The 14,799-nt window shown below is 48.1% G+C and carries 8 protein-coding genes; 4 read left to right on the top strand and 4 right to left on the bottom strand.

What is annotated here, in order from left to right; genetic code table 11:
- Positions 1-7: 7 nt before the first annotated feature.
- Both K7B07_RS05910 and K7B07_RS05905 read right to left on the bottom strand, forming a co-directional pair.
- Positions 8-3,157 (bottom strand): SusC/RagA family TonB-linked outer membrane protein, encoded by a 3,150-nt coding sequence (locus tag K7B07_RS05910; RefSeq protein WP_223708203.1) that lies wholly within the window; start codon positions 3,155-3,157, stop codon positions 8-10.
- A gap of 416 nt (positions 3,158-3,573) precedes the next feature.
- Positions 3,574-4,143, bottom strand: coding sequence for an RNA polymerase sigma factor (locus K7B07_RS05905; RefSeq protein ID WP_223708202.1), 570 nt, complete (start codon positions 4,141-4,143; stop codon positions 3,574-3,576).
- 368 nt (positions 4,144-4,511) lie between these two features.
- Between K7B07_RS05905 and uvrA the strand changes: the two genes are divergently transcribed.
- On the top strand, positions 4,512-7,361 hold the full coding sequence (gene uvrA, locus K7B07_RS05900; RefSeq protein WP_223708200.1) for an excinuclease ABC subunit UvrA: 2,850 nt from the start codon (positions 4,512-4,514) through the stop codon (positions 7,359-7,361).
- Between the two features lie 50 nt (positions 7,362-7,411).
- Positions 7,412-7,906 carry a hypothetical protein gene (locus K7B07_RS05895; RefSeq protein ID WP_223708199.1) on the top strand — a complete coding sequence of 165 codons (495 nt, stop codon included), beginning with the start codon at positions 7,412-7,414 and terminating at the stop codon, positions 7,904-7,906.
- A 47-nt stretch (positions 7,907-7,953) separates the two neighbouring features.
- Here K7B07_RS05895 and K7B07_RS05890 read toward each other — a convergent pair whose 3' ends face one another.
- Positions 7,954-10,797: a hypothetical protein gene (locus K7B07_RS05890; RefSeq protein WP_223708198.1), complete on the bottom strand. Its 2,844-nt coding sequence runs from the start codon at positions 10,795-10,797 to the stop codon at positions 7,954-7,956.
- Between the two features lie 10 nt (positions 10,798-10,807).
- Positions 10,808-11,767 carry an NAD(P)H-dependent flavin oxidoreductase gene (locus K7B07_RS05885; RefSeq protein WP_223708197.1) on the bottom strand — a complete coding sequence of 320 codons (960 nt, stop codon included), beginning with the start codon at positions 11,765-11,767 and terminating at the stop codon, positions 10,808-10,810.
- A 154-nt stretch (positions 11,768-11,921) separates the two neighbouring features.
- Here K7B07_RS05885 and K7B07_RS05880 point away from each other — a divergent pair, with 154 nt between their 5' ends.
- Both K7B07_RS05880 and K7B07_RS05875 read left to right on the top strand, forming a co-directional pair.
- Complete coding sequence (locus K7B07_RS05880) at positions 11,922-12,824, top strand: lysylphosphatidylglycerol synthase transmembrane domain-containing protein (protein WP_223708196.1); 903 nt, start codon at positions 11,922-11,924, stop codon at positions 12,822-12,824.
- An 11-nt stretch (positions 12,825-12,835) separates the two neighbouring features.
- Positions 12,836-14,785: an LTA synthase family protein gene (locus K7B07_RS05875; RefSeq protein ID WP_223708195.1), complete on the top strand. Its 1,950-nt coding sequence runs from the start codon at positions 12,836-12,838 to the stop codon at positions 14,783-14,785.
- Positions 14,786-14,799 lie beyond the last annotated feature (14 nt).

The raw sequence follows: 14,799 nt of genomic DNA, 5'->3' as shown, positions 1-14,799 counted from the left end.
TAGTGGGTTAGAGGGTTAAATTAAGTCCGAAAGTGAAGTTCCTTGGTGAAGGGATCGGATCGTTGTTGTCTTCGGTAAGATTAAAATCTTCTTTCGCACGGAAATACTCCGGATCCCAGAAGTCCCAGTCGGGCGCAAATACCGCCAGGTTGCTGGCGCTGATATAGAATTTGAGGCCCTGTATCTTTGCCCTTTCAAGGATCCGTTTGGGAACCGTATACGCAAGGGAAATGGTGCTGAGCCTTATGAAAGAAGCCTTACGGTATACGTCATACGAGGCACTGCCGTTGCTGGAAAAAAGACGGGCATAGTCGTTAATGGGATTTTCCGGGGTCCAGTAGGGAAGTGTATAAGAACTGGAGCGGTCGAGAAAACCGGTATTGTTCTTTGCCCGGTTAAAGGGACGCAACTGTCCCCAGTTGGAGTAGATCATAAAGGCAAAATCAAAGTTCTTGTAGATGGTAAATTCATTCCGCAGGGTCCATTGAAAACGAGGCGTTGAATATCCCAGGAATTGCCGGTCGGCATCCGAATATTTATAGTCGCCGTTTACATCTTCGATCTTAAAGTCGCCGGGCGCCACACCATATTTCGCTGCTTCTTCCGCTTCCGATTCCTGCCATACGCCCAGTACTTTTTGATCCCATACTGAATTGATGTCGTGCCCGATGAACCATTTTCTGGCCACGTCATCTTTCTCGCTTTCACCGATCACATTCCCGTTTGCATCATAATCATTCGATTTGCCATAAAGGCTGGTGATCTTATTGCGGTTCAGCCAGAAATTGACCGTACTTCTCCAGGAAAAATTCTCTCCCGTGATATTGGTGGAATTCAGTGCAATTTCAAATCCCCTGTTTTCTACTCCTCCGAGGTTATCCATCCGGTTGTCGAAACCGCCCACATTGGGCAGGGAACGAAGCACCAGGAGGTCTTTTGTTTTTTTCTTGTAAACATCAATCGATCCGCTCAGCCGGTTATTCAGGAAGGCAAAATCAAAACCGATATTGTTGGAGGTGGTCTGTTCCCATTTCAGCCCGGGGTTGGCCATACGGTCTACCCAAAGCTGCGATACCAGCAGGGTTGTTCCATCTGCGGTGATGTATTGATATTTCCCGGTTTCGAGATTGGAGAGCGCCACATACCGGCCGATATCCCGGTTCCCGTTCACCCCCCAGGAATACCGCAGTTTTCCGTAATTGATCCAGGTGGCGTTTTTCATAAAGTTCTCATCTGTAAAGATCCATCCTGCCGCTAATGCGGGGAACGTGGCACGGGGATTTCCCAGACCAAAGGCAGAATAGCCATCCCGTCTTACTGAAGCGGTGAACAGGTACCTGTTCTTGAAGGTATAATTGAGACGGCCCATCAGGGCATCGCCCGTACTTTTCTGATCGTCGCTGGAAACAATGGGTTTGATACCCGCGCCTATGTTGTGCCAGCTGAGCACATCACTTGGCGTAAATCCTTCATTGGTCATTTTTTCCTGCCACGACTGGAACTTTTCTGCATTGACGAGGAAGGTCACATCAAACTGATGTTCTCCGAATGTCCGGTTCCATTTGATCAGATTATCCCATTGCCAGTTATAGGTGGTTTGCGAAGTACGCTCTGCAAAACCCATCCTGGCTCTGTAGTTGGGGTGATCTGCCGAAATGCCGTTGAAGTACCGGTAAAAATCAAAGTTGGGGGTATAATTGATCTGATACGAAAAACCATAGGGCAATGTTCCTTTTAGATAGATGGTTCCGAATAAAGTGTTGTTCTTTCTCAACCGGTTTACATAGTGGTTGTCAGCAAAGGGGTTGGCATTATTACCCAGGTCATCATTCGGACTGTCTCTTAAACTGCCGTCATCATTGTAAACGGAACCATAAGGGGAGGCATTGATCATCTGTCCCCAGTCAACAGGAACCTGGCTTTCATCCCTGTCTGCAAACTGAAAGTTCATACCGGCCGACATCCAGTCAGCGATCTTACCCTCCAGGTTCACGCGGGCACGGATGGTCTTGTACTGATCGCCCACAATGATGCCTTTGTTGTTGGTATAGCCCAGCGACATGTAATAATTAACCGCATCGGACCTGCCGGATAAGCTCAGGGTATGATCCTGCCGCAGTCCCTTTTGAAACATCATGTCATACCAGTCGGTGGTCCTGCCGGCTTTGTAATTTTCTATTTCAACAGGACGCATACCGATTCTTGTCATCCAGATGTCCATCGGATCTCCCGTTTTTCCATCCATCCAGCGATCGAGGGAAACGGTATCGGGCAGCTTGCGCGGATCATCGTAAATGTATTTTTTTGAGGAAGCGGCATTCATACTTTTAAACACGTCGCTTCTCCATCCGAGAAAACCGGGTCCGTCGTAAAGGGGCTCGTTTTTGGAGAGCTCAGCAAACCCCACATTGCTGTTTAACACGATCTGTGGTTTCCGGCTGCTGCCTCTTTTTGTAGTAACCAGTATCACACCACTGGCGGCTTTGGAACCAAAAACTGCCGCAGAACTGGCATCCTTCAGCACATCTATGTTTGCAACATCGTTGGGGTTAATGTCTGCCAGCTGTCCCTGGTAAATAACCCCATCCAGTACGATCAATGGATTGGTTCCGGCGGTGAGGGAGGTCTTTCCCCTGACGGTTAGATTACCGACTCCTTTTGCGGAAACACCCTGTGTGGCGTTAACGCCCGGAACATTGCCCCGCACAATGTCCTGGACACTGGACGGGTTCTCGTTCTCCAGCCGGGAGGCCTTGATAGAAGCCACGGCTCCTGTAAGATCTTTTTTCTGAGCAGTACCATAACCGATGACGACGACCTCACTGAGCGCCGTGGTACTGCCATTCAGCTTTACATCAATGACCGTTCTTGTGCCCACGACTTCTTCCGCAGAAGTAAAGCCAACGAAGCTGAATGAAAGCGTGTCCTGATCTGTGACCCCCGAAAGGGAGTAAGCGCCGGAAGTGCCGGTTACTGTGGACTTTGAGCCGCTACTGATACTGACTGTAACACCGATTAGTGCTTTCCCCAGGGAATCGCGTACATGACCGGTGATGGTGCGGGAGGGCACCTGTGCAATGACAGTGCTTCCGGAATAGAACATACATCCGCAAAACAGCAGACGAAGGAATAATGCAAACGCAATCTTATTTTTCATATGAATAGAATGGTTTAGGGTGAAAATTTCTGTTTATCGGCATAGCATAGCCGCAAAGGCTGTGAAGGGCGAAGGTTTACGATGGAGTGTTTTACCTTATGGCAAACGGTGCATTGAAGATGCATACCGTACGAATACCTACAGATCTCATGCTACTGGCGGCTAATATAGGAACTTAATAAACAAATGCAAGTGCATTGCACCCAACTTATTTACGACAACGTTTGAAATGATTGGTTGAGAAGGAAAAAACAGCACGGGGTAATAATAAAACAGCTCCGCAATTTTGCGGAGCTGTTTCAATTAGTCGTCATCTTGTAACAACCGGGTGGTATTCGGCAAATAAATTCAAACAATCACGAACAGCAATTGCTGAATCTCTTTTCTCCATCAGGAGTTACAAGATGACATTCTCTTTATTTACCTGTCATCATTTTCCTGAGATTCAACAGGCCATAGCGCATCCGTCCCAGTGCAGTGTTGATGCTGCAGCCGGTCATGTCGGCTATTTCCTTAAAACTCAGGTTTGCAAAATGACGCAGGATGATCACCTCTCTCTGTTCTTCCGGCAGTTGCTCCAGCATGTCCTGGGCTTTGCCGATGTTCTGAACCGTGATGATCTTTTCTTCCACATTCTGTTCCGAAGAATTGATCGCGTCCAGCACTTCATGATCCACCGTGTTCTTGGTAAAAGGGATACGTTTCAGCTTTCTGAAATAGTCCACACAAAGATTGTGGGCAATACGCATGGCCCAGGGTAAAAACTTGCCTTCTTCCTTGTATTTGCCATTCTTCAATGTTTCGATGATCTTTATAAAAACATCCTGGCAAATATCCTCGGCATGATATTTATCCTTAACCAAAAACAATACGGTATTGAAAAGCTTATCCTGGTAGCGGTTCAGTAATGAATCCAGCGCAGGTGTATGTCCTTTTGAAAATAAATTTATGAGCTCGTTATCAGTCTTCTTTAAGTAAGTTATCATCCGTTGAACGATTAACCGCGGAAATTACTTTCCGCATTTTAGATTAAAACTTAGTTCAATAACCTCCGAATTTACCCGGCCTTTCCTCCATTTCCAATCTCCCTGGGTAAACGAGTGTTGCGAAAATAGGCGTTTCGCCGTTTACCGGGAGCGCTTTGCGTCCGGAAATTGCCTTCAAAATGTTCAAAATATTGTTAAAATTTTTTAACAATATTTGTAATGAGTTGATTTTTATACTTTTAAAATGATGCTTTGTTGCAAAAACGAAAGAAAGCATCTTGTTAAAATAAGCTGTCATTTGTGGGAAGACGAGCTGTTTTTTCAGGAATTTAAAAGCTAAATTTGTGCCCTCTTAAATTATAAATGGAATGGCGAAGGCAAAAACCGTGGAAAAGAAAGATGAGATTTTTGTGAAAGGCGCCCGGGTACATAACTTGAAAAATGTAACAGTTGGTTTTCCCAGAAATAAATTTATAGTGGTAACAGGTGTTTCCGGATCCGGGAAGTCCTCGCTTACCATTGATACCCTTTATGCGGAGGGACAGCGCCGTTATGCGGAAAGCCTGAGCGCTTATGCCCGCCAGTTTTTAAACCGCATGAACAAACCGGATGTGGATTATATCAAAAATCTTTGTCCGGCCATTGCCATCGAGCAAAAGGTGATCACCCGCACGCCACGCAGTACCGTGGGTACGATGACTGAAATTTATGATTACCTGCGGCTGCTGTTTGCAAGAGCCGGTACTACCATTTCTCCTGTTTCCGGAAAGGAAGTAAAGAAAGATGATGTGTCGGATGTGATTGCGGCTGTTGAAAAACTGGAAGAGGGAAGTAAGGTATTTATACTCGTTGCCTTTAAACAGCATTCGAACCGGAATGTGCGTGAGGAGCTGAACATCCTGCTGCAAAAGGGTTTTACCCGCGTTGCAACTGGGGAAGGCACAGGTGCCACCGACCTGGAAGTGCTGGATATTGAAGACCTGCTGGAGCAGGATGATGCGGCTGTTTCGCGGTTGCTGGGGGGGGCAAAATCGAAGTCGTCCAAACCCGTATATATCCTCATCGACCGGATCATTGCACGCGAACTGGATGAGGACGACCGTCATCGCCTTAGTGATTCCATCGGTACTGCTTTTTATGAAGGTGAAGGTACCGTTTTTGTGCAGACAGTTTCTGCTGCCGGTAAATCGCGGCTGTTTGATTTCAATAACCGCTTTGAACTGGATGGGATCGTATTTGAAGAACCCAATCCTAATTTGTTTTCTTTTAATAATCCACTGGGCGCCTGTCCTACCTGTGAGGGATTCAGTCTGGTGCTGGGTATTGATGCCGACCTGGTGATCCCGGACAAACGGCTGAGTGTTTTTGAAGGAGCGGTGGCCCCCTGGAAGGGTGAAAAACTGGGCAAATGGAAAGACCGTTTTATAAGAGCGGCTGCCAAATATGATTTTCCGATCCATAAACCGGTGGCGGATCTTACAAAAGAGCAATATGAATTACTGTGGAAAGGAGCCAGTTCGGTATATGGCGTGCAGGATTTTTTTAAAGAGGTAGAACAGAATCTTTATAAGGTACAATACCGGGTGCTGCTGAGCCGCTACCGGGGACGCACTACCTGTCCCGATTGTAACGGGTACCGTCTGCGCAAGGAAGCGCTCTATGTAAAGGTGGCCGGTAAACATATTGGCGAGCTGGGGGAAATGCCGGCGCGTGACCTGAAGACCTGGTTCGAAAAATTAAAATTGCCGGCTCATAAAGCAGCCATTGCCAAACGGATCCTGCTGGAAATATCCAACCGGCTGGATACCCTGTTGAAAGTGGGACTGGGCTACCTTACCATGAGCCGTGTGGCCAATACGCTCAGCGGCGGTGAAAGCCAGCGGATCCAGCTGACCCGGAGCCTGGGAAGCAACCTCACCAATTCCCTGTACATACTGGATGAACCTTCCATCGGGCTTCATTCCAGGGATACCGACAACCTGATCCAGGTGCTGAAAGAATTGCGGGATCTGAATAACACGGTGGTGGTGGTAGAGCACGACGACATGGTAATGCGTCATGCAGATCATATCATTGATATGGGACCGCTTGCGGCACATCTCGGAGGAGAAGTGGTAGCGGAGGGCACTTATAAAGAATTGCTGAAAGATAAGAACAGTCTTACCGGTAAATACCTGAGCGGTACTTTTTCCATAGAGCCGCCGGCTGCTACCCGCAAATGGACGCGTTTTATAAAAGTAGAAGGTGCACGTCAGCATAACCTGAAAGATATTACGGTTACCTTTCCGCTGAACGTACTGGCGGTGGTAAGCGGCGTGAGCGGAAGTGGTAAAACCACGCTGGTAAAACAGATCCTGTATCCCGCGCTGCAAAAGTTGAAAGGAGAGCCGGTGGTTTCCGGCGATAAAATCGGTTTTCACAAGGCCATAACGGGTGATGTGGAAAGTGTGCAGCAAATTGAAATGGTGGATCAGAATCCCATTGGTAAATCGTCCCGCAGCAACCCGGTAACCTATATCAAAGCATATGACGAGATCCGCGACCTCTTTGCAAAGCAACCCCTGAGCAAGATGCGGGGTTTTCTTCCCAAACATTTTTCCTTTAATGTGGATGGGGGGCGTTGCGATACCTGCAAGGGCGAGGGAGAACAGATCGTGGAAATGCAGTTCCTTGCGGATGTGCACCTGGTTTGCGAAAGCTGCGGCGGCAAACGGTTTAAAGAAGAAGTGCTGGAAGTAAAATATAAGGATAACAACATTCATGATGTTCTTGAAATGAGCGTGGATGCGGCGCTGGAATTTTTTAAAGAGGATAAAAAAATAAAGGAAGCAATACAGCCGCTGAGCGATGTGGGACTGGGATACATTAAGCTGGGGCAGTCGTCGGATACGCTTTCCGGCGGAGAAGCACAACGGGTAAAGCTGGCTTCGTTTTTAGGTAAGGGAAAAAGCAATCATAAAGTACTCTTTATTTTTGATGAACCCACAACAGGACTTCATTTTCATGACATCAAAAAACTGCTGGCCTCCTTTAACGCATTGATCGAACAGGGGCATACGGTGCTGGTGATTGAACACAATACTGATGTGATCAAAAGCGCCGACTGGCTGATCGAACTCGGTCCGGAAGCGGGCGACGGCGGCGGCGAGCTGGTATATGAAGGAGCACCTTCCGGAATAAAAAAAGTAAAGAACAGTTACACCGGGAAATACCTGTAAAACGGTGCTCTGCTTGTAAAACAATATGGTAACTTCTAAACCCGAATAATATGAAAAGAATGAATGCCACATCGAAGGGATGGATCCTGGCACTGATGACCGGTATTGCCTGTAACAGCCCTCAGCAGGAAGCGGCAACTACAGCCGAAACTTCCGATTCGGCAGCCAAACAGGAAAACAAGGTCATGATCCCGGCCTCGGCCTGTTATACCGGTCAGAGCGGAAAGGATTCTTTCTTTCTTAAAACAGAGATCTTTCCAAATGTAGTGACCGGCACACTTTCCTATAACTTTTTTGAAAAGGACAAAAACCAGGGAGCGATCGAAGGCGTACTGAAAGGCGATACCCTGCTGGCCGACTACACATTTATGTCGGAAGGAAAAAAATCAGTGCGCCAGGTAGCATTCCTGCTACGCGACAGCACGGCTACGGAAGGGTACGGGGAAGTGGAGGAGAAGGAAGGCAAAATGGTATTCAAAGATCCGGCTGCTCTTAGCTTTGCCAAAGGGATCCGGTTACAAAAAACACCCTGCGGCGAGCGCTAGTGCCTCCTGCTTACTTTGTGACGGCAGCAGCTGTTGCCCGTAAACCGCTATTTTGGAGCGGTTTCTTTTTTCCCTGCCTGGAGGGGCTGGTATAATACACCCATTCCGCCGGTAAGATTGATGCCCTGTACAATGATCATATAACCGCTGTTGCTTTCGGAGGTATAAAAGGAAACCGGTGCATTGCCGTCCTCACCTGTAACCACTTCCGGGTTCCAGTACACGGTAGTGCGCAGATCCGGCTCGGCCGTCTGCTCATCGGGGCTTGCATAACGCGGACTGTAAAATTGTTTTGTGATAACGGGTACAACGGGTTTGTACAGGTACATGCCCGGTGTTTTTCTCAGGAACGGACCGGAGCCGGTTTGGGTGGTGATCTCTACAAATGAAAAATCGGTGCGGGCGGGCCCGGAGTTCATTTGTTCGCTGATGCTGAGGTACTGCGACCGGTAAGCAGAGTTGTAGCGGGGATAGTTCATTACCTCTATACCCCGCACGTCTTCCGCTGAAAAATATTTCAGGTAGGAATCCAGGAAAAGCTGATAGTCATTAACGCTCCCCCCGCCGGGCTGATAGAAAAAATTGAGATCAACACCATCGATAATAAAACGCACAATATTGGTGTTGATCATATAAAGCAGCCGGGTGCTTTTGGGAGGTGATCCCAGCCGGAAACCCTTTACCTGTTTATAAAGTACATCCAGCAGCGTGGCCTTCGGTGTTTGGGCCAGCGTTTTTTCATTGATCATCTGATCTGACCCTCCGTTTTTGTTCAGGTTCTTTGATCCGGGTATTCCTTTGTTCGTCTTTATAACTACTTCATCCAGGTATTCCCCGTTCTTTTTGATCAGGTTCCGGAGGGTTGCCTGATTTTTTACATAGAGCAGCGTGGCAGTATCCAGCAGGATGTTCTGATGTTCAAAAACGGCATTGCCGGGATTGTAGGCAGGAAATACCGGCTCATTCACTTCCACTCCGATATTAAATGCCTTGCCTTTTTTATTAACGCCTTTGATCACCATACTCACACTGTCTGTAGTAAAATAAGGGAAATCGGACATCGTGAAGACCCCATTGTTATTGGTGGTGGTATCGGTAAGGAAGATCCCGGTCTGGCCCATTTTTCCAAACAGCGTTACCCTGGTATTGCTAAACGGTTTATTGAAGATGTTCGTGGCCTTTCCGGTTATCTTAAATTGCTGTTCCTTTTCAAATTTGAAATTGCCGGGTTGCCAGTTATAATTCACCCATCCCTGTGTAAGCATCAGCGCGTCCACGGCTTCAGGTGCGGGATCCTGGAAATAATAATAGGGGTCTTCTATGTAACCCCTGAGATCGGAGCTGAGGAGCATATAGCTCAGGATATTTTCCGATTGCGGATTGATTTTAACCTGGCTGGTATCGATGACCGCGAGCGAAAAACTGCCCGGCACGGGTTTGCCATCATTGGTACGCACGCTGAGTAACAGGGACACGCTGTCCTTTTCCCCATATAGTTGTTTGTGCGGGATTACGGATAATTGCAGCTGGTCCTTTTGCCACAGGAAGAGGATCCGTTCGTTTACCGGCCGCATCAGGCTGTCGTAAAGTGTAAACCGCGTAATACCCGAGGGTGTCATATTTCTGGCGATATTAAAATGAGAAGCGTGTCCGGAGAGGATGATGCGGCCTTTGGCAATGGAAAGGCCCCTGGCAAAAGCTGCAAAATAAAATTTCTTTCCCCGCAGATCCGGTGTACCGTCGATGGTAATGCGGATGCTGTCGGAGGCCGGACTATGCTCCGCATGCAGCAAGGTCCCCGATGAGCGGACCGCAGGCAGCGGCACGGGCTTTCCTCCATCGGGAAATGCCGTATAATGGCTGCCGGGTTGCGGCGTGAAGCGCAGGATGCCCATGCCCTTGTGTATGGAAGAAAATGAGGCCACCGTTTGCCCTTGTTCATTTTTGATCACGCCTTTTACATCAGTTCCCTTTCCATACACATTGAGCGCCTTGAACCCCAGTAGTTGTTCCTTGCCCGCGATAAGGCTGCCGCCTTCCGGCAGAAACTGAAGATCAATGGCGGCGGCATCATCGGCTACAGGTATTTGTAATTTAAGATCTTCTTTGTCGGAAATTTCAATGACCAGGTTCCGGTTGCCCGCCCCGCTTTTAAGCAGGGTATCGATATGAAGCTTTCCATCTGCATCCGTCTGTGTTTGTAACCGCAGCAGGCTGCGGTTTTTAGAGCGGATATTTACGGTGACTTTTTTCCAGGAGATGGGCCGGAGTATATTGGTGCTCAAACCTGCAGTAAAGGAAACCCGGTTGCCGGAAAACTGAATCTGGTTGATCCGGGCATTCCACTCCCCGGAGAGCGGGTTGATAACACGGAACCGGCCTTCATATAAAAGTGAATCCCCAAAATTACGCATCCAGTTGGTATAGGCACGCAGGATATAACTGCCCTGCGGAAAATCATCTTCGGTTAAAACAAGGGCGCTTTGAAAGCGGCCCCAGTAGCAGGGCGCAGCGGTCCGCTTTACTACCTGGTTCGCGGTATTAATAATCTCGATGTAGGCAATGCCGGTGCTGTCGGCGATGGTATAGTCGTCTGCCGCCAGGATGTACCCCTTCATCCACAGGGTATCTTTTGTGTTGTAATAAGCACGGTCATAATGAACAAATAATTTTTCCCTCGGGATGTTGAAATGAACCGAGTCACTGGTGTTTAATTGTTTTTCCAGAACCGAAAACTGACCGGAACCATTCAGGGGGGCTGCCATTATAAGGCAGAGACAATACCGGAGGAGCCGGATCCCGGATAAACAAAAGCCGGTCATGGGCGGTATTGGTTGCCGGCAGGGCACCTTCTTTTGCAGTGTGGTTTTGGTATGGTATAAAGTGCTCATTTTTTAAAGATCATTCTTTCAGGTGGATGCCATTGATTAGTTTGTTCAGGCCGGCTTCAAATTCGGCCCATACATTTTTCACGATCACCGCTGCGGGCAGGATGGTATTTAACGAAGCTGCTACCTGTCCTATTTCCAGTTCCCCGTTTTCCAGTTCGCCTTCAAACATTCCCTTTTTCGCCCTTCCTTTTCCCAGCAGCTTCTGTAATTCGGCGGGTGTGGCACCACGGAGTTCCAGTTCTTTTACCTGCCGGTAGAAGCCGTTCTTTAAGAGCCGTACCGGGGTCAGTTGTTTTAATGAGAGTTCGGTATCGCCTTCTTTTGAATCGATCACCCGTTTTTTGAATTCCGGATGGCTGGATGCTTCTTCACTGGCTACAAACCGGCTTCCGAGTTGCACCCCTTCAGCTCCGAGGGCAAAGGCGGCCAGCATTTGTTTTCCGCCGGCAATGCCACCGGCAGCAATAACCGGAATCTGTACGGCTTCCGCTACCAGCGGAATGAGTACCATGGAAGTGGTTTCTTCCCTGCCGTTGTGCCCACCGGCTTCAAAGCCCTCGGCTACAACCGCATCACAGCCGGCTTCCTGGGCTTTTAGCGCAAATTTGCTGCTGCTTACTACGTGAACCACGGTAATCCCTTTCTCTTTTAAGGTACCGGTCCAGGTCTTCGGGTTACCGGCGCTGGTGAAAACAACAGGGACCCGCTCTTCTATGATGGTCTTGATATGTGCTTCAATGTCGGGGTACAAAAGGGGCAGATTGACGCCAAAAGGCTTCGGACAAGCGCTTTTGCATTTCCGTATATGTTCTTTCAATACCTCCGGGTACATCGATCCGGCGCCGATAAGACCCAATCCTCCGGCATTGCTTACGGCACTTGCCAGCCGCCAGCCGCTGGTCCATACCATCCCCGCCTGGATAATGGGATAGCCGATACCAAATAATTTTGTAATGCGATTTGAATACAATGATTGCTGATTTATTGCCGGAGGTTTTTCAATTTTCCTGAAGGTACTAAATTATGGCTTTTCCCGGATCTGTATGCTGCAGAAAGCATACAGGGCAGGGCGCAAAATTTCAGAGAGGGAATTTCACAATTTAGCCGAAGTTTGCAGTTGATTTATGGATAAAAAGAAGGTTTGGAACATTTTAAAACCGGTGCTAAAGGTGGTGTTTACCATCCTGGCCTTATGGTTGGTATATACCAAGGTAGACCTGACTGCAGTGCGGAGACTATGGAAGGAAGCGAATGTCTGGTGGCTTTTGCCTGCGGCGTGCACCTTTATCATCTGCCAGGTAATTACCTCATTCCGCCTTCTGTACTTTTTCAGGAATATTGGTCTGCCGATAACGGCAATGTCTAACTTCCGCCTGTACATACAGGGAATGTTCTACAACCTGTTCCTGCCAAGCGGCATCGGAGGAGACGGGTACAAGATCATCGTATTGAAACGGCGTTATGCTACCACGCATAAGGAAGTGTTTTCGGCGGTTTTTTTCGACCGGCTGGCGGGCTTGTGGGGATTGGGTTTCCTGGTTTCCTGCTTCAGTCTGGCGATGCCGGAAGTGCGGCAATACAGTGCCTGGATCCTCCTGGGGTTTATCGCCGGATCGGTGGTTTATTATTGGGTGCTGCGTAAGTATTTCAACCGTATCAGCCGTCATTTTTTTCAAACACATTTGCTGGGTATCTGTACGCAGTCGCTGCAACTGGCAACGGTGGCTTTTATACTCGCAGCCCTGGGTTGCAGTACCAGTTACTGGCCCTATTTTGCCATCTTTCTGCTCTCATCACTGGCCTCCCTGTTCCCGTTCAGTATTGGCGGACTGGGTGCAAGGGAGGTGGCCATTGTTTGGGGTGCCGGCACTTTTGGACTGAATAAGGATCTGGCTGTATCCGTAAGTCTGAGTTTTTATCTGATCACAATGATCATGGCGCTGTCCGCAATTTTTATATTATTCAGAAAGGAGCGGAGGGAACAGGCAGGTGCTGCCGGCACCGGCCCGGGACAGGGTGCTGATTAAATTTTCGATATATGAACGATAGGAAGAGAAACTGGTTGCGGAGCTATTATGGCGTATTTTTGTATCGCATACTTCTTGTACTGGTATTGTTTGCCCTTTGCAGGTTCCTGTTTTACGGACTTAATGTCCGGTTATTCCCGGGTATCGGGCTATCTGACTGGTTGCCGATTCTTACAGGAGGATTGCGGTTCGATGTGGCTGCGATGTTGTATTTCAACTGCCTCCTGATCTTTTTGATGACCGTCCCTGTCCCTTATAAATGGCGCACCCACAGCAGGTATCAGGTTGTCGTGAAATGGGTGTTTTATATAACCAACGGGATCGCTCTTTCACTGAACTGTATCGATTTTATTTATTACCGCTTCACTTTAAGAAGGACCACCACCAGTGTTTTCAGCGAATTCTCACATGAGCAGAACAAATCCGGACTGGCATTTAATTTCCTGCTCGATTACTGGTATGTGGTGCTGATCTTTATCGGGCTGACCGTACTGATGGTGTTTTTATACCGCCGGGTGAACATAAAAGAGCAACCAGCCCCTGCGCGGAAAACGCTTTATTATATAAAAGCCGCGCTGATCTTTGTAGTGACGGTCGTTCTCGCAATCGGCGGTATCCGTGGCGGATTCAGACACAGCACCCGTCCGATCACAGTTGGGGATGCCGGCGTATATGTAAAACGTTCGCACGAAGTATACCTCGTGTTAAATACCCCGTTTGTTTTTATCCGCACCATGGGCGTAAAACCGCTGCGCGAAGTACACTATTTTACGGATAAAGAGGTGGAACAACTCTATTCACCGCTGCATGCTCCCGCTGCAGATACGGTTCCGTTCACCAAAAAGAATGTGGTCATTGTCATCCTGGAAAGTTTTGGTAAAGAGGCTATGGGTTTTTATAATAAGGACCTGGACAACGGAACCTATACGGGATTCACGCCTTTTCTGGACTCACTGGCTTCCGTCAGCAAGATCTACTGGAATTCGTTTGCCAACGGAAGAAAATCGATCGATGCCATCCCTTCTGTACTTTCCAGTATTCCCAGCGGATTGGATCCTTTTGTGCTGACACCCTATGTATCGGACAGCACAAAAAGTTTGCCGCAGCTACTGGCCCGGGAAGGGTATCACACTTCTTTTTTTCACGGCGCACCCAACGGTTCCATGGGCTTTCTTTCCTATACCAAAATGATCGGTATCGAAAACTATTTTGGTAAGACAGAATATAACAATGACGCTGATTTTGACGGTATCTGGGGGATATGGGACGAACCTTTTTTCCAGTTCTTTGAGCAAAAGCTGAACAACTTTCCACAGCCTTTTTTTTCCAGTATCTTTTCGGTATCCTCACATCATCCGTTTAAAGTGCCAAAACAATACGAAGGGAAATTCAAAAAAGGCCCGTTGCCGGTAATGGAATGTATCGGCTATACCGATATGGCCTTACAGCGTTTTTTTGCAAAAGCGCAGCAACAGCCCTGGTTCCGGAATACAATTTTTGTGATCACGGCAGATCATGCCACTATTTCCTATCATCCCGAATATCAGAATGCCTGGGGCGATATTGCAATCCCCATCCTGCTGTATGCACCGGGTGATACGGCTTTCAGAGGTATTGATCCCGGTGTGATACAGCAACTGGATATCATGCCTACCGTATTGGGATACCTGCATTATGATAAGCCCTACCTGGCCTACGGTGAGAATGTGCTGAACCGGAAAGGCGCCGGGTTTACCTATCAGTATTCGGGCGGGCATCGCTGGATCGAAGGCAACCGCCTGTTATTCTACGATGGAAAGGAGGCTACCGGATTGTATGATTTTAAAACAGACCGCCTGATGAAGACGGACCTCCTGAAGGATTCCGCACAGGCAGCCGCTGCAATGGAGCAAAGGCTGAAGGCCTTTATCCAGCAATACAATAACCGGCTGATCCGGAACCAGCTGATCGCTCCCCGTTAAGAAAAGACAATACC

Origin of the sequence: Niabella beijingensis (assembly GCF_020034665.1) — a bacterium.
Taxonomy (GTDB): Bacteria; Bacteroidota; Bacteroidia; order Chitinophagales; family Chitinophagaceae; genus Niabella; species Niabella beijingensis.
The sequence above is the reverse complement of the archived record's forward strand: the minus strand, read 5'-3'. Positions and strand labels throughout refer to the sequence as shown.

Bases quoted from the DNA above. Each gene is read 5' to 3' on its own strand.
- K7B07_RS05910 (WP_223708203.1), bottom strand. From the start codon at position 3,157: ATGAAAAATAAGATTGCGTTTGCATTATTCCTTCGTCTGCTGTTTTGC.
- K7B07_RS05905 (WP_223708202.1), bottom strand. From the start codon at position 4,143: ATGATAACTTACTTAAAGAAGACTGATAACGAGCTCATAAATTTATTT.
- uvrA (WP_223708200.1), top strand. From the start codon at position 4,512: ATGGCGAAGGCAAAAACCGTGGAAAAGAAAGATGAGATTTTTGTGAAA.
- K7B07_RS05895 (WP_223708199.1), top strand. From the start codon at position 7,412: ATGAAAAGAATGAATGCCACATCGAAGGGATGGATCCTGGCACTGATG.
- K7B07_RS05890 (WP_223708198.1), bottom strand. From the start codon at position 10,797: ATGAGCACTTTATACCATACCAAAACCACACTGCAAAAGAAGGTGCCC.
- K7B07_RS05880 (WP_223708196.1), top strand. From the start codon at position 11,922: ATGGATAAAAAGAAGGTTTGGAACATTTTAAAACCGGTGCTAAAGGTG.
- K7B07_RS05875 (WP_223708195.1), top strand. From the start codon at position 12,836: ATGAACGATAGGAAGAGAAACTGGTTGCGGAGCTATTATGGCGTATTT.